The organism is Polaromonas sp., assembly GCF_013817205.1.
Lineage (GTDB): Bacteria > Pseudomonadota > Gammaproteobacteria > Burkholderiales > Burkholderiaceae_C > Polaromonas.
Genome location: NZ_JACDDD010000084.1, coordinates 1 through 15947 on the forward strand (window position 1 = coordinate 1; position 15947 = coordinate 15947).

15 protein-coding genes and 1 pseudogene are annotated in these 15947 nt (G+C 61.4%); 13 read left to right on the forward strand and 3 right to left on the reverse strand.

Annotation, left to right across the window (positions count from 1 at the left end):
• Window positions 1-146: 146 nt before the first annotated feature.
• The gene (locus H0W47_RS15800) at window positions 147-1025 is read right to left on the reverse strand and encodes an amidohydrolase family protein (RefSeq protein WP_296926105.1); all 879 of its coding nucleotides are present in this window, start codon (window positions 1023-1025) and stop codon (window positions 147-149) included.
• 129 nt (window positions 1026-1154) lie between these two features.
• On the opposite strand from H0W47_RS15800, the gene H0W47_RS15805 reads away from it, so the two are divergent.
• The 7 genes and pseudogenes from H0W47_RS15805 to H0W47_RS15835 all read left to right on the forward strand — a co-directional run bounded on the left by H0W47_RS15805 (window position 1155) and on the right by H0W47_RS15835 (window position 7190).
• Complete coding sequence (locus tag H0W47_RS15805) at window positions 1155-1949, forward strand: crotonase/enoyl-CoA hydratase family protein (protein ID WP_296926107.1); 795 nt, start codon at window positions 1155-1157, stop codon at window positions 1947-1949.
• Window positions 1950-1982: 33 nt separating this feature from the next.
• On the forward strand, window positions 1983-3872 hold the full coding sequence (locus H0W47_RS15810) for a feruloyl-CoA synthase (protein ID WP_296926109.1): 1890 nt from the start codon (window positions 1983-1985) through the stop codon (window positions 3870-3872).
• Window positions 3869-3964, forward strand: a pseudogene (locus H0W47_RS15815) (3-hydroxyacyl-CoA dehydrogenase); the annotation flags it as partial. The gene H0W47_RS15810 and the pseudogene H0W47_RS15815, both read left to right, overlap by 4 nt.
• 113 nt (window positions 3965-4077) lie before the next feature.
• Complete coding sequence (locus H0W47_RS15820; protein ID WP_296926111.1) at window positions 4078-5064, forward strand: Bug family tripartite tricarboxylate transporter substrate binding protein; 987 nt, start codon at window positions 4078-4080, stop codon at window positions 5062-5064.
• A 36-nt stretch (window positions 5065-5100) separates the two neighbouring features.
• Entirely contained in the window at window positions 5101-6093 is a 993-nt protein-coding gene (locus H0W47_RS15825) for a Bug family tripartite tricarboxylate transporter substrate binding protein (protein WP_296926113.1), read from the forward strand.
• 71 nt (window positions 6094-6164) lie between these two features.
• Window positions 6165-6638, forward strand: coding sequence for a MarR family transcriptional regulator (locus H0W47_RS15830; protein ID WP_296926115.1), 474 nt, complete (start codon window positions 6165-6167; stop codon window positions 6636-6638).
• Between the two features lie 228 nt (window positions 6639-6866).
• Window positions 6867-7190 (forward strand): helix-turn-helix domain-containing protein, encoded by a 324-nt coding sequence (locus tag H0W47_RS15835; protein ID WP_296926117.1) that lies wholly within the window; start codon window positions 6867-6869, stop codon window positions 7188-7190.
• Window positions 7191-7249: 59 nt separating this feature from the next.
• Here the strand turns inward: H0W47_RS15835 and H0W47_RS15840 are convergent, their stop codons facing one another.
• On the reverse strand, window positions 7250-7846 hold the full coding sequence (locus H0W47_RS15840; protein WP_296926119.1) for a carboxymuconolactone decarboxylase: 597 nt from the start codon (window positions 7844-7846) through the stop codon (window positions 7250-7252).
• A 158-nt stretch (window positions 7847-8004) separates the two neighbouring features.
• On the opposite strand from H0W47_RS15840, the gene H0W47_RS15845 reads away from it, so the two are divergent.
• The 6 genes from H0W47_RS15845 (at window position 8005) to fghA (ending at window position 14662) form a co-directional block, all read left to right on the forward strand.
• On the forward strand, window positions 8005-8337 hold the full coding sequence (locus H0W47_RS15845) for a helix-turn-helix domain-containing protein (RefSeq protein WP_296926120.1): 333 nt from the start codon (window positions 8005-8007) through the stop codon (window positions 8335-8337).
• 123 nt (window positions 8338-8460) lie between these two features.
• Window positions 8461-9033, forward strand: coding sequence for a nucleotide exchange factor GrpE (grpE, locus tag H0W47_RS15850; protein WP_296926122.1), 573 nt, complete (start codon window positions 8461-8463; stop codon window positions 9031-9033).
• Between the two features lie 136 nt (window positions 9034-9169).
• Complete coding sequence (gene dnaK, locus H0W47_RS15855; protein ID WP_296926124.1) at window positions 9170-11107, forward strand: molecular chaperone DnaK; 1938 nt, start codon at window positions 9170-9172, stop codon at window positions 11105-11107.
• A 111-nt stretch (window positions 11108-11218) separates the two neighbouring features.
• Window positions 11219-12364, forward strand: coding sequence for a molecular chaperone DnaJ (gene dnaJ / locus H0W47_RS15860; protein WP_296926126.1), 1146 nt, complete (start codon window positions 11219-11221; stop codon window positions 12362-12364).
• A gap of 206 nt (window positions 12365-12570) precedes the next feature.
• Window positions 12571-13677 (forward strand): S-(hydroxymethyl)glutathione dehydrogenase/class III alcohol dehydrogenase, encoded by a 1107-nt coding sequence (locus H0W47_RS15865; RefSeq protein WP_296926128.1) that lies wholly within the window; start codon window positions 12571-12573, stop codon window positions 13675-13677.
• Window positions 13678-13795: 118 nt separating this feature from the next.
• Window positions 13796-14662: an S-formylglutathione hydrolase gene (fghA, locus tag H0W47_RS15870; RefSeq protein WP_296926130.1), complete on the forward strand. Its 867-nt coding sequence runs from the start codon at window positions 13796-13798 to the stop codon at window positions 14660-14662.
• Between the two features lie 53 nt (window positions 14663-14715).
• On the opposite strand, the gene H0W47_RS15875 is transcribed toward fghA, so the two are convergent.
• Window positions 14716-15801 (reverse strand): PA0069 family radical SAM protein, encoded by a 1086-nt coding sequence (locus tag H0W47_RS15875; RefSeq protein WP_296926132.1) that lies wholly within the window; start codon window positions 15799-15801, stop codon window positions 14716-14718.
• Window positions 15802-15947: the final 146 nt, after the last annotated feature.

Consider the following 15947-nt stretch of genomic DNA (forward strand, 5'->3'; position numbering starts at 1 on the left):
ATCCGCCAAGACACGGAGCCGGCCGTCAGCGGGCGTTCTGCCCTGCAGGTGCAGCAGCTGATCGCCGCCATCATGGCATCGTCGAACAGCGGCGCTGCGGTTTCGCTGCCGCCCTGACAGGCAAGCACCGGACCTGCCGCGCGCATTTACGCGGCGGCTTCCTGCCCCAACCCCAAAAGACGCATCGCGTTACCCTTGAGGATGCCAGGCATCACCTCGGGCTTGAAACCGGCGTCTTCAAAATCTTTCATCCAGCGCTCAGGTGTGATCAGCGGGTAATCGCTGCCGAACAACACGCGGTACTTGAGCAGGGTGTTGGCGTACTGCACCAGCTGTTTGGGAAAGTACTTGGGGCTCCAGCCCGACAAGTCGATCCAGACATTGGGCTTGTGCGTGGCCACGCTGAGCGCTTCGTCCTGCCAGGGGAAGCTGGGGTGGGCCATGACGATTTGCATGTCGGGGAAGTCAATCGCCACATCATCGAGGTGCATCGGGTTGCTGAATTCCAGCCGCAAGCCACCGCCGCAGCGCATGCCGCTGCCGATGCCGCTGTGTCCGGTGTGAAAAATCGCCGGCAGTTTGTGGGCGTTGATGACTTCGTAAATCGGCCAGGCCATCTTGTCGTAAGGATGAAAGCCCTGCACCGTCGGGTGGAACTTGAAACCCTTGACGCCATGGTCCTTGATTAGCCGCTCGGCTTCGCGCGCACCCATCTTTCCCTTGTGCGGGTCGATGCTGGCAAAACACATCATCATGTCGCTGTTTTTTTGGGCAGCTTCAGCGATCTCCTCGTTCGGGATGCGACGGCGGCCCAGCTTGGATTCGCTGTCCACAGTGAACATCACCAGCCCGATCTTGCGCTCGCGGTAATAGGCAATGGTCTCTGCAATGGTCGGGCGACGGCTGTTCTTGAAGTACTTGTCGGCCGCGCGGTCGTACTCCTCGCCGTAATTGTCAAACGGGTTCCAGCAGCTCACCTCGGCGTGGGTGTGGATATCGATGGCGATGAGGTTTTTGTAGTCCATGTCGGTTCTCTCCTGTCGTGGCGGGGCCCCGGACCCAAACGTGCGGGTTAACACCGAGAAATAAGGTGGGGGAATCGGTTGAATTGATTATTGTTTATAACAATAATCAGCTCAGCTTGCAAACTCTCCATGAACTCATACACACCCTCCCCCGACCTTCAGCTTGAGCTTCGCGGCGACCAGCAGGACATAGCCGTGATCCGCCTGACCCGCCCGGCCAAACGCAATGCCCTCAATGATGGCCTGATCCTGGCCTTGCGCAACATGTTTGAAACCCTGCCTGCCGGCGTGCGCGCCGCAGTGATCCACGGCGAGGGCGCCCACTTTTGCGCCGGCCTGGACCTCGGCGAGCTGCAGGAACGCGATGCCGGTCAGGGCATGCACCACTCTCGCATGTGGCATGCCGCGCTGGAATGTGTGCAGCATGGCCCGGTGCCGGTGATTGCAGCCCTGCACGGCGCGGTGGTCGGCGGCGGGCTGGAACTGGCCAGCGCCTGCCACATCCGGGTTGCCGATGCCTCGGCCTTTTACGCGCTGCCGGAAGGCTCGCGCGGCATCTTCGTGGGAGGCGGTGGTTCGGTGCGCATTCCCAAGCTGATCGGCGTGGCGCGCATGACCGACATGATGCTGACCGGCCGGGTCTACAACGCGCAGGACGGCGAGCGCGCAGGTTTTGCCCAGTACCTGGTTCCCGAAGGCCAGGCTTTTGACAAGGCCCTGGAACTGGCTACACGCGTAGCGCAGAACGCGCCCTTGACCAACTACGCGCTGATGCACGCCCTGCCCCGCATCGCCGAACAACCTGCGGACCAGGGCTTCTTCACCGAATCGCTGATGGCGGCCATTGCGCAGAGTGCGCCTGAAGCCAAGGAACGGGTCAAGGCTTTCCTCGAAGGCAAGGCCAACAAGGTCAGCAAGGACTAATCCCTCCAGACACAGATCGGCACAGAGACAACCATGCGCGCGACCACACTTGCCTCCCCTGCCCGCTACCGGCCGCTGGTTTTTGGCGTCACGCGCGTCGAGTTGCGCGGGGACGACGGGGGCACGCAATACCTCAAGGCTGACCAGCCGCTGGGTGAGTACGCCGCCCGCATGACCGACCGCTTGCTGCATTGGGCGCAGTTCGCGCCCGACCGGACCTTCATGGCGCGCCGCACCAAAAACGCCGACGGCAGCTCAGGCGACTGGCGCCACATCAGCTACGCCGAAGCGCTGGCGAGTGCGCGCAACATCGGCCAGGCCCTGCTGGACCGCGGCCTGGATGTAGACCGCCCCGTGGTCATCCTCAGCGAGAACGACCTGGAGCACGCCTTGTTGGCGCTGGGTTGCATGTACGTGGGTGTGCCTTATTGCCCGGTCTCGCCAGCCTACTCCACCGTGAGTCAGGATTACGACAAGCTGCGCCACGTACTGAGCACGCTGACGCCGGGCCTGGTGTTTGCCAGCGATGCCGGGCGCTACGGCAAGGCGATTGCCGCGACGGTCGGCGCAGATGTGGAAGTTGCTATTAATTCAATAGCTGTGGACGCTTATTCGGTAAGGGCTTCAACCACTTTTGAGCAACTAGTTTCGACACCGGCAACACCGGCGGTGGATGCGGCCATGCAGGCCACAGGCCCTGACACCATTGTCAAGTTCCTCTTCACGTCCGGCTCGACCAAGTTGCCCAAGGCCGTCATCAACACGCAGCGCATGTGGTGCGCCAACCAGCAGCAAATGCGCCAGTCGATGCCGGTGCTGATCGAAGAACCGCTGGTGCTGATCGACTGGCTGCCATGGAACCACACCTTCGGCGGCAACCACAACTTCGGCATGACCGTCTACAACGGCGGCACGCTGTACATTGACGATGGCAAACCCACGCCAGCGCTGATGGGCGAGACCCTGCGCAACCTGCGCGAGGTCGCGCCTACGGTGTATTTCAATGTGCCTACCGGCTTCGAAGCAATTGCCCTTGCGATGAAGGACGATGCGCAGCTGCGCAAAAACCTGCTGTCCCGCGTGAAGATGTTTTTCTACGCCGGTGCCGCACTGGCCCAGCCGATCTGGGACAGCCTGCACCAGACACAGGAGGCTGAGATCGGCGAGCGCATCGTGATGGGCACTGGCCTGGGCATGACGGAGTCGGGGCCCTTCGGCATATTCGTGACCAGTCCCGACGTACGCGCCGGCGACCTGGGCGTGCCCACGCCCGGCCTGGAACTCAAGCTGGTGCCGGTGGACGGCAAGATCGAGGTACGTTACCGCGGCCCCAACATCACGCCCGGCTACTGGCGCGCGCCCGAGGCGACACAGGAATCGCTGGACGACGAGGAATTTTTCTGCACCGGCGACGCGGTGACCTGGATAGACAAAAGCAATATTCATAAAGGCCTGAAGTTCGACGGCCGCATCGCCGAAGACTTCAAACTCGCTACCGGCACCTTTGTCAGTGTGGGGCCGCTGCGCGCAAAAATCATTGCCGCCGGCGCGCCCTACGTGCAAGACGCGGTGCTGACCGGCATCAACCTCAAGGAAGTCGGCGCGCTGATTTTCCCGACGGCAGCTGTCCGCCAGCTGGCGGGGCTGGCCCCGAATGCCGCGCTGCAGCAGATACTCGAAAGCTCGCCCGTTCAGGCGCATTTCCAGAAAGTGGCGGATGAGCTGTCCCGAACCGGTACCGGCAGTGCCAATCGCATCGCGCGCATGCATCTGATGCACGAGCCACCGTCCATCGACAAAGGTGAAGTGACCGACAAGGGTTCCATCAACCAGCGCGCCGTGCTCAACCACCGCGACGCGCTGGTCACCGCCCTGCATGGCGGCACCCTGCCCTTCGCCATCCTCGCGAAAGCAAAAGCATGAATATCCAAGGGCACGCAACATGGGTCACTGGCGACGCCTCCGGCCTGGGAGAGGCAGTCGCACACGAACTGACCAGGCTGGGCGCCAAGGTGGTGAAGTCATACGCCTGGACGGCGCGCTGCGCATGGCGCCGCGCTGAGGCGCTGCCGCACCCTGCAGATTTCGACGTCAGTTTGTGAATTCATTCAACAACAGGAGACACCCCATGAGCACCCGCCGCCAATTCACCCACTCGCTGGGCGCCGCCGCCCTGGCAGGCCTCGGCCTGCCGCTGTCAGCCCAGGCCCAGGGCAGCCTGGAGCTGGCCAAAATCATCTGTGGCTTTCCGCCCGGTGGCACCAGTGACGCGATTTCGCGGCGCATCGCCGACAAGTTGCGGGGCAACTACGCCACCAACGTGCTGGTCGAGAACAAGCCCGGTGCCGGCGGGCAAATCGCCGTGACGACGGTCAGGGACAGCGCGCCCGACGGCAGCACCATTCTGCTGACACCCTCGTCGATGTTGTCCATCTACCCCTACACCTACCCCAAGCTGCCCTACAAACCGATGGAAGACCTGCAGCCGGTTTCATTGGCCTGCACCTTCAACCACGGCTTTGGCGTCGGTCCAGCGGTGCCCGAGAGTGTCAAAAACTTCAAGGACTTCCTGGCATGGGCCAAGGCCAATCCCGACAAGGCCAACTACGGCTCTCCGGCTGCGGGCTCCATGCCACACATGGTGGCAGCGCTGGCCTCCATCCTGTCAGGCGTGCCAATGAAGCACATACCCTATCGCGGTTCCGCGCCCGGCATTCAGGACTTGTTGGGCGGGCAAATTGCGGCGATGTCTTCACCCATTGGCGACTACCTGCCTTACATCAAGACCGGCAAACTGCGCGTGCTGGCGATCTCGGGCATCAACCGCAGCCAGTTTGTGCCCGACGTCCCAACTTTCCGCCAGCAGGGGCTGCCCATCACGGTGCGCGAGTGGTACGGCCTTTTCCTGCCTGGCAAGGCGAACACGCAGGCTGCACGCCGCGCTGCCGCCTATGCACAAGCCGCGCTGTCGCAGCCCGACCTGATCACCAGCATGGCGCAGTTCGGCATGGAGGTGCAATCGTCGTCCCCGCAAGCGCTGTCTGAGCTGATGAAAGCGGATGCCGACGAATGGCGCCGCCTGATCAAACAGGTCGGCTTCACCGCAGAGTCCTGAGCCCGTTTCACCCACCCACATCAAAGGAGACATGACATGACCACCCGCCGCAGCCTTATTCAGTCCGCCAGCGCGCTAGCCGCCTTTGGACCACTTTCGCCTCTGATCGCTCGGGCTCAAGCCCTTGAGCAGGTGAAAATCATCAACGGTTTTCCGGCCGGGGGCACCGCCGACACCACCAGCCGGCGTGTGGGCGAAAACTTGCGCGGCAGCCGATATACATCGAATGCCGCGGTGGTGGAAAACAAGCCTGGCGCCGGGGGGCGTATTGCCTGTGAAACAGTCAAGAACGCCGCACCGGACGGCCGCACCCTGCTGCTCACGCCGTACTCCTGCACTTCGGTTTATCCGCACATTTACACCAAGCTCAGCTATGACCCCTTCAAGGACCTGATGCCGGTGTCGATTGCGGCGGTCATGCACCACGGTCTGGCCGTTGGACCGCTGGTTCCGGCCTCGGTCAAAACCGTGAAAGACTATGTCGCCTGGTGCAAGGCCAACCCGGAGAAGGCCAGCTATGGCTCGCCTGCCGCCGGCTCGCTGCCGCACTTTCTGGGGGCGCTGCTCAGCGGCTACTCCGGCGTCGCGCTGACCCATGTGCCTTATCGCGGCTCTGTCCCCGGCGTGGCCGACATGATTGGCAGTCAGATCGCCTCCATGTTCACGCCCAGCGGCGATTTTTTGGCCAACCACAAGGCCGGAAAAATTCGCATGATCGCCACCTCAGGCCCAGTACGCTCCCCGTTTTCGCCTGAAGTCGCCACCTTCACCGAACAGGGTTTCCCGGACCTCATGGTCGAGGAATGGTTCGGCTTTTACGCACCGGCACGCACGCCGAGCGCCATCATTGACAGCGCCAACACCGCCATCAATGCAGCTCTCAAGGACCCCGCCGTCATCAGCGGCCTCGGAACTTTCGGTCTGGCCGCGGCCGGTTCGTCAGTACGGGAGATGGACAAGAGCCAGCGCGACGCCTACTACCGCTGGGGGCCGCTGGTCAAACACCTCGGCTTCACCGGCATGTCCTGACTCAGCCGCACTGCATGTATGCTCTCGCGCAAGCGGCTCCCGCCATGTAGCCCACCGGGCCAACGGCCCGCATGAACTGCCAGCCCGTCACGATGCCCGACAAACTGCCCCCCGCCGTCGAAACCGTCGACACGTCCTACCTGGAAGGCCTGGTGGGTTACAACGCCAGCCGCGCCGCCATCACGGTGATCGAACTGTTTTTGCAGCGCATGGCCATTTACAGCATGCGCCAGGTGGATTTTTCGGTGATGTCGCTGATCACGCACAACCCTGGCATCACTTCCCGCCAGCTCTGTTCAGCGCTGAGCATCCAGCCCCCCAATATGGTGGCCATGATCAATGCGCTGGAGAACCGCGAACTGATTGGTCGCCAGCCACATCCGCGCGACGGCCGGGCCGTCGGCCTGCACGCCACGGCGGCTGGCCGCAAGCTCATGCGGGATGCGGAGCGCACCGCCCAGGAACTCGAACTGGACGCCACCTCGCGACTGACCGCTGCTGAACGCAAAACCCTGATCCGCCTGCTGCAAAAAGTCTATTTGTGAGCCCTGTCGTCGACCTGGCAGATTCAGAGGGCGGGTGCGGAAGGCGGACAAGCACGCTGGCGGCCTACCCGATCCCGGGCCAGTTTTCAAGCCTTTTTGGCTGCGAGGCTACACCCTGCGGGCGCTGTCAGCTATAAAACTAGTAGCAGTCAGGAATTTCCGCTATATTCCGGGTCAAGCGCGTGCTTACCGATCAACCATGACAAAACGTGACCAGGAGATGCCCCCATGAGTGCCAAAGAAAATGCTGCTGTCGGCCAGCTGTTTGAACTGCTTGAAGCGCGTTACGCCTTGCGCGTCTTGTGGGCACTCAAAGACGGCCATCCACAAACTTTCCGACTCCTGCAAGACAGCATTGGCAGCATTACTCCCAACACCCTGAACACCCGCATCAGGGAACTGCGCAACGCCGGCCTGATGGGTCATGGCAGCGATGGTTACATCGTTACCGCTCTCGGCGCCGATCTCCTTAAGCGCCTGAACGACATGCAGGCCTTTGCCGGCAAGTGGGCCGTCAGCCAGACCAAGGTCGCCGTGGTCAAGAAAAAATAGTTGCGCGCGCATCAGCGCCTCGCAGAAAAGACGGGCAGGGCCTGTCTTTTTTTTGACCCCTACCGCGTGGCCTCGGGCCAGCGTGCGGCCCAACTTTCCAGTGGCACCCGCGCAGCATTGCAGACATAACTGATGGCGCGGTACCAGCCACTGAGCATGAGCAGTTCCACCAGTTGCGCTTCAGACCAGACTGCAGCCAGTTCGTCCCACAAGGCATCGCCGATGGTGCTGCTCTCGTGCAACGCGTCGACCATGCGCACCAGCAAGCGGTCGCGGGCGGCCAGGCCGCCACCTTCGTTAGCCGGGTCGGCAATGGCAGCGTTGTCGGCAGAGGTGAAGCCAGCAGCCTGGCCAAACGCCGCGACATGCACGCCCCACTCGTACTCGGCGCCGCAACGGGCGCAGACCCGGTTGATTACCACCTCGCGGTCCCGCAAGGCAAGACTCGCATGGCCACCCAGCAGGTAGCCACCCCAGGCCGGCATACGCTCGGCCAGAGCCGGGTTGACTGCAAGCACCCTGAACAGCGACAAGATGTCTGGCGCACCGGGCGGCGTCATCTTCCGCAGCAAGGCCTCCTGGGCCGGGTTGTAGGGTGGCATCAGCGGCTCAATGCGTGGGACCGCATCAGTGCGGGGGGGAGCGTGTATTGCCATGGCAAATTCCTTTCTCTGGCGTCAGATGGGTCTTCTGGAAACCAGCCCTCGCCAGCCTCCTTTTCCGCTACGATTTCCGTAGCGACATGAACTATACCGCTACGCATTCCGTAGCAGATGTCGCGGGCATGACAAGCCTGCGCATTTACAATTCCGGCATGACAAGCAGGCTTCCCCTACCCGGCAAAACCGTCCGCGGCTCAGCCACCGGCCGACCGGTCATGGCGCTACTGGATCTGCTGGGCCGACGCGGCAGTTTGCGCCTGCTGTGGGAGTTGCGTGACGGCCACCCCCAGAGTTTCCGGCAACTGGGAACCCATGCGGGCGAGATGTCGCCTTCGGTCATGAATGACCGGCTCAAGGAGTTGCGCGAGGCGCGCCTCGTGGAACTTGGAACCGGTGGCTACCTGTTAACAGACAGTGGCAGGAGCCTGCTTCAGAAACTCAAGCCGCTCCACCAATGGGCCGAAGATTGGGCTCGCCAAAGTTGATCTTTTCCACCTGCAACGCCAGCTCGTCCTGAGTTTTTCAAACCGATATCGAATCCCTTGTCTTGAAAAGGGCTTTGGTGCCCCAAGTTAGCTCCCTTATTGGCTTAAACCTACTGATTGCGCATGTCCGCTACCAACCTACCCGAACAAAATCAAGAACTTACCGGCGCTCCCAGCCCAGAAGAGCTGGAAGCGGCCCAGGCGGCCAACGAGGCCGATGCGCTGAGTGCGGCCCAGGCTGAACTGGCCGTGCTGCAGGCCAAAAACACCGAGCTGGCTGACAGCTACCTGCGTGCCAAGGCCGAGGTGGAAAACGCCCGCCGCCGTGCCGACGATGAAGTTACCAAGGCGCGCAAGTTTGCGGTCGAAAGTTTTGCAGAGAGCCTGCTGCCGGTCACCGACAGCCTGGAAGCCGGTTTGCTGCAGGCCGATGCGACGGCCGCGCAGATCCGCGAAGGCACCGAAGCCACGCTCAAGCAGCTCAAAAGCGCGCTGGAGCGCCACAAGGTGATCGAAATCAAGCCAGAAGCCGGTGCAAAATTCGACCCGCACCAGCACCAGGCGATCAGCATGGTGCCGCTGCCCCCAGAGTCCACCCAGGAAGCCAATACCGTGGTGGGCGTGCTGCAAAAGGGCTACCTGATTGCCGATCGCGTCTTGCGGCCGGCGCTGGTCACGGTGGCGGCACCCAAATAAACGCATTGATTTTGCGATGGCGCACTTGAAACGCCAAAAGTTATCCACAAGTCATCAACACGGTCCGCACCCGTGGCTGAAATTCTCAGCCAAGCGCATTCATAACAGTCAACCAAGAAAATCTAGGAGTTAAATCATGGGCAGAATCATCGGCATCGATCTGGGCACCACCAACAGCTGCGTCGCAGTGATGGAGGGCAATGTCCCCCGCGTCATCGAAAACTCGGAAGGCGCGCGCACCACCCCCTCGGTCGTCGCCTACCTCGAAAACGGTGAAGTGCTGGTCGGCGCATCCGCCAAGCGCCAGGCCGTGACCAACCCCAAGAACACCCTGTATGCGGTCAAGCGCTTGATCGGCCGCAAGTTCAGCGAAAAGGAAGTGCAAAAGGACATCGACCTGATGCCCTACAAGATCGTGGCTGCCGACAACGGCGACGCCTGGGTCGAAGTGCACGGCAAGAAGATGTCGCCGCAACAGGTCAGCGCCGACATCCTGCGCAAGATGAAAAAGACCGCCGAAGATTACCTCGGCGAGCCGGTCACCGAAGCCGTGATCACCGTGCCTGCCTACTTCAACGACGCGCAGCGCCAGGCGACCAAGGACGCTGGCCGGATTGCCGGCCTGGACGTCAAGCGCATCATCAACGAACCCACCGCTGCGGCGCTGGCCTTCGGCATGGACAAGCAGGAAAAAGGCGACCGCAAGATCTCGGTTTATGACCTGGGCGGCGGGACGTTTGACATCTCCATCATCGAAATTGCAGATGTGGACGGCGAAAAGCAGTTCGAGGTGCTGTCAACCAACGGCGACACTTTCCTCGGCGGTGAAGACTTCGACCAGCGCATCATTGACTACATCATCGACGAGTTCAAGAAGGAGTCCGGCGTCAATCTGAAGAACGACGTGTTGGCCCTGCAGCGCCTGAAAGAAGCCGCCGAAAAAGCCAAGATTGAGCTGTCTTCCAGCGCGCAGACCGACATCAACCTGCCCTACATCACCGCCGATGCCTCCGGTCCGAAACACCTGAACATCAAGATGACCCGCTCCAAGCTGGAGCAACTCGTTGAAGAGCTGGTTGAGCGCACCATCGCCCCGAGCCGCCTGGCGGTCAAGGACGCCGGCGTGGCCAGCGGTGACATCCATGACGTGATCCTGGTCGGCGGCCAGACCCGTATGCCCAAGGTCCAGGAGAAGGTCAAGGATTTCTTCGGCAAGGAGCCTCGCAAGGATGTGAACCCTGATGAGGCCGTGGCCGTCGGCGCAGCCATCCAGGGCCAGGTACTGTCGGGCGACCGCACCGACGTTCTGCTGCTCGATGTCACCCCGCTGTCCCTGGGCATTGAAACCATGGGCGGCGTGATGACCAAGATGATCAAGAAGAACACGACCATCCCGACCAAGTTTGCGCAGACCTTCTCCACCGCCGAGGACAACCAGCCGGCCGTGACCATCAAGGTGTTCCAGGGCGAACGAGAGATCGCTTCTGGCAACAAGGCACTCGGCGAATTCAACCTCGAAGGCATTCCGCCGGCGTCACGCGGCACGCCGCAGATTGAGGTGTCTTTCGACATCGACGCCAACGGCATCCTGCACGTGGGAGCCAAGGACAAGGGCACAGGCAAGGAAAACAAGATCACCATCAAGGCGAACTCCGGCCTGTCCGAGACCGAGATCCAGCAGATGGTGAAAGACGCCGAACTCAATGCCGCCGACGACAAGAAAAAAGTCGAATTCGTCACAGCCAAGAACAACGCCGAAGCAATGGTGCACAGCGTGAAAAAATCGCTGACGGAGTATGGTGACAAGCTCGACGCTGGCGAGAAGGAAAAGATCGAGGCAGCCATCAAGGACATGGAAGAAGCACTGCAGGGCGACAGCAAGGACGCCATCGATGCGAAAAATGCCGCGCTGATGGATGCCAGCCAGAAGCTCGGCGAGAAGATGTATGCCGACATGCAGGCTTCGCAGGCAGCTCAGGCTGGCGGCGATGCGGGGGCACAGGACGCTGCAGCCAAGCCGGCCGCCGACGACAATGTGGTGGACGCTGAAGTCAAGGAAGTCAAGAAGGGTTGATCGACCGGTTGATCAGCCCCGGGGCCATGAAGCGGAATCGGGGCTGGTCCCCGCGTTCCGCTTTTCCGCATCCGGAGCACAGGAATTTTTTCCACTGAACACGCGAATCCCATGGCCATCAAAAAAGACTATTACGACACGCTGGGTGTTCCTAAAAATGCCAGCGATGAAGACATCAAGAAAGCCTATCGCAAGCTGGCGATGAAGCACCACCCTGACCGCAACCAGGGCGACAGCAGCAAGGCGGCCGAGGAAAAATTCAAGGAAGCCAAGGAAGCCTACGAGATGCTGTCGGACGCGCAAAAACGCGCGGCCTATGACCAGTACGGCCACGCCGGTGTTGACCCCAACCGCGGCGGCGGCCCCGGCGCGGAAGGTTTTGGCGGTTTTGCGGAGGCCTTTGGCGACATCTTTGGCGACGTGTTCGGCGCCCAGCAAGCGCGCGGCGGGCAACGCGGCGGCCGTCAGGTGTATCGCGGCGGCGATCTCAGCTACGCCATGGAGGTCACGCTGGAAGAAGCGGCCACCGGCAAGGAGGCGCAGATCCGTATCCCGAGCTGGGACGATTGCGGCATCTGCAAGGGCAGTGGCGCCAAGCCGGGCACCAAGGTGGTTACCTGCACCACCTGCCATGGTCATGGCGTGGTGCAGATGAAGCAGGGTTTTTTCAGCGTGCAGCAGACCTGCCCGCAGTGCCGGGGCACAGGCAAGCTGATCCCCGAGCCCTGCGTCACCTGCCACGGCGTGGGCAAGACCAAAAGCAACAAGACCCTGGAAGTCAAGATTCCGGCCGGCATCGATGACGGCATGCGTATCCGCTCCACCGGCAACGGCGAGCCGGGGACCAATGGCGGGCCACCGGGTGATCTGTACATCGAAATCCGGCTCAAGAAGCACGACATCTTCGAGCGTGAGGGCGATGACCTGCACTGCGTGGTGCCCATCGGCATGGCCACGGCGGCGCTGGGCGGCGAGATTGAGGTGCCGACGCTGGCCGGCAAGGCGGCCATTGACATCCCCGACGGCACCCAGACCGGCAAGCAGTTCCGCCTGCGCGGCAAGGGCATCAAGGGTGTGCGCTCCAGCTACCCGGGCGACCTGTATTGCCACATCACGGTTGAGACGCCGGTCAAGCTAACCGAGCACCAGCGCAAGCTGTTCAAAGAACTCGACGAGTCCCTTAAAAAGGGCGGCGCCAAACATTCGCCGACCGAAGAAAGCTGGACCGACAAGCTCAAGGGCTTCTTCGCGCCCTGATCCGGGCAAGCCGCAGACTGCTACCAAATCGATAGCAGTCTGCGCCTGCCGACATGGGCTGAAGGCCGTTTTGCTTCACCATTCGAGGCCCGGACCAATCATTCTCAAAATGAAACGCCGCAGGGTGCGGGCAAGCTGCGTGCAGGCGGCGGTCGGGCGGTGGCTGGCTTATAGTGCATCGTCATTCCCACTCTGCACAAGGCCCCATGAAAACCAAAGCCGCCGTCGCCTGGAAATCCGGCGAACCCCTGACCATAGAAACCGTGGACCTGCAGGGGCCCAAATTTGGTGAGGTGCTGGTCGAAATCAAGGCCACGGGCATTTGCCATACCGACTACTACACGCTGTCCGGCGCCGACCCGGAAGGCATCTTCCCGGCCATCCTGGGCCATGAAGGCGCGGGCATCGTGGTCGATGTCGGTCCCGGCGTCACCACGCTCAAAAAGGGCGACCACGTCATTCCGCTGTACACACCTGAATGCCGGCAGTGCAAGTTCTGCCTGTCGCGTAAGACCAACCTCTGCCAGCTGATACGCGGCACCCAGGGCAAGGGCCTGATGCCCGACGCCACCAGCCGCTTCAGCCTGGACGGCCAGCCCATCTTTCACTACATGGGTACCAGTACCTTCAGCAACTACACGGTTGCGCCCGAAATCTCGCTGGCAAAGATTCGCGAAGACGCGCCCTTTGACAAGGTCTGCTACATCGGCTGCGGCGTGACCACCGGCATAGGCGCGGTGCTGTTCACTGCCAAGGTCGAGGCCGGCGCCAATGTGGCGGTGTTCGGCCTGGGTGGCATTGGCCTGAACGTGATCCAGGGCGCAAAAATGGTGGGCGCAGACAAGATCATTGGTGTGGACATTAATCCGGCGCGACAGGAAATGGCGCGTCAGTTTGGCATGACGCATTTCATCAACCCCAAGGAAACTGAAAACGTCGTTGATGCCATCGTTCAACTGACCGACGGCGGCGCCGACTACAGCTTTGAATGCATAGGCAACACGAAGGTCATGCGCCAGGCACTCGAATGCACACACAAGGGCTGGGGCCGCAGCATCATCATCGGTGTGGCCGAAGCGGGCGCAGAGATCAGCACGCGGCCCTTCCAGCTGGTGACGGGCCGCAAATGGGAAGGCTCGGCCTTCGGCGGCGCGCGTGGTCGCACCGATGTCCCGAAAATTGTCGATTGGTACATGGAAGGCAAGATCAACATCGACGACCTGATCACGCACACCATGCCGCTGGAGGACATCAACAAAGGCTTCGATTTGATGAAGCGCGGTGAATCGATTCGTGGTGTGGTCATCTTCTAGCCAAGGTGTGGCCCCCACGCTTGTCACTTCGTGTACAGCGCTGCCCCCCGAGGGGGCCGCTGCGCCTGCGGCCCGGCGGAGCCGGTTCCGCGGCCCCTGCTTGAATTAAGAAATTTCGATGACAACACAACCTGAACTGCTTGGCGAACACCGCTGCTTCGGCGGCGTTCAACGCTTTTATAAGCATGACTCGCGCGAAATCGGTTTGCCCATGCGGTTTTCGGTGTTCTTGCCGCCACAAGTGGCTCAAGGCCCCGTACCCGCCGTGATGTATCTGGCCGGCCTGACCTGCAACGAAGAAACCTTCATGACCAAAGCCGGCGCGCAGCGTGTGGCGGCCAAGCTCTGTTTGGCATTGATCGCACCTGACACCAGTCCACGCGGCGCAAATGTGGCTGGCGAGGCGGACAGCTGGGACTTCGGTCTTGGGGCGGGCTTTTACCTCGATGCAACACAGGCTCCGTGGTCGCAGCACTGGCGCATGGAAAGCTACCTCACGGCGGAGTTGTTGCCCTTGATCACGGGCGCCTTGCCCGTTGACTTAAGCCGCATCGGCATCTTCGGCCATTCGATGGGCGGCCACGGTGCGCTGACATTGGCGCTGCGGCATCCCGGTCTTTTCAAGTCCGTGTCGGCCTTTGCGCCGATCTGTGCGCCAAGCCAGTGTCCCTGGGGGCGCAAGGCATTCGGCGGCTATCTTGGCAGCGATGAATCACGCTGGGCTGCGCATGACGCCAGCGCACTCATGAGCCAACTCCGCCACGCGCCCTACCCCGGCGGGATTCGCATTGACCAAGGGCTGGCCGATAAATTTCTTGCTGAGCAGCTGTACCCTGAGCTGTTTGAAACGGCCTGCGCCCTGGCGGCGCAGCCGCTGGATCTGCACCGCCATGCCGGGTACGACCATGGTTATTACTTCATCGCAAGCTTTATGGCTGACCACCTGCAGCACCACGCGCAGCAACTAGGCGCTGTGGCGGGTTGAGTAAGCCGATCGCCGTGCCTCAGGAACCCTCACGTGATTGCCAACACGAGGTGTCAAAACAGGAGGCCCTGCCCGGCAGTGCCTGGTGCCCGAAATTGACTTACGTCGAGGTCGATGCGATCCCGATTAAAGCCCAGGCGTTGACTGGCCTTCTGAAAGCGCTGACGAACCAGGTCTGACCACAACCCCGAGCCTTTCATGCGTGTGGCGAAATTGGCGTCGTAATCTTTGCCGCCGCGCATCTCGTGGATATGCGACATGATGCGCGCGGCCCGCATCGGGTAGTGCACCTCCAGCCACTGCTTGAAAAGGGGTGCCACCTCCCAGGGCAGGCGAATGACATGGTAAAACGCCGAGCGCGCCCCGGCCTCCCATGCGGCCTCCAGCACCTGCTCCATGTCATCGGTCACAAACGGGATGTGCGGTGCCAGGCTCACGCCGACAGGAACGCCATGCTCGGCCAATGTGCGAATGGTGCGCAGTCGTCGGTGTGGTGCAGCCGCGCGGGGCTCAAGCTTGCGCGCGACGTCACCATCCAGCGTGGTGATGGTGACGTAAACAGCGGCGAGCTTGCGGGCCGCCATGGGCGCGATCAAATCGAGATCGCGCTCAACACCGCTGGACTTGGTGACAAGTGAAAACGGGTGCCCGACTTCCTGCATGAGTTCAATCACGCTGCGCGTCAAGCGTAACTCGCGTTCAACCGGTTGATAACAATCCGTCGCAGAGCCGATATTGATCAGCTTGGGCACATAACTGCGCTTGGCCAAGTCGGCGCGCAGCGCCTGAACGATGTTGCGCTTGGCGATGATTTTTGTTTCGAAGTCCAGTCCGGGCGAAAGATTGAGGTAGCTGTGGGTTGGCCGCGCATAACAGTAGATGCAGCCATGCTCGCAACCCCGGTACGGGTTGACCGAGTAGTCGAAGTGAATATCAGGCGAGTCATTGCGGCTGATGGCACTACGCGCGTCTTCAAAAGTCACCTCTGTCGAAGGCAGTGTTTCTTCGGCCAGGGATTCTTCCAGCGTGCCCCAGCCGTCGTCCCAGGCATCGCGCGCGTCTTTGGAAAATCGGTGCGCCATTCGCGTGGACGTGCCGCGGCCCTTGATAGCGTGAACGGGGATGAGGATGTCGGGCATGGGCGCTCAAATACTGTATAAATAAAAGAGGTATCCGCTTAGCTCCAGCGGATGCAGATATACTGGATAAATACCCAGTTATTATGCCAGTTCCCGCCCAAGACTACCCGCGCACCTGGAGCGAATTCCTTGATTGGTTTTCCTCC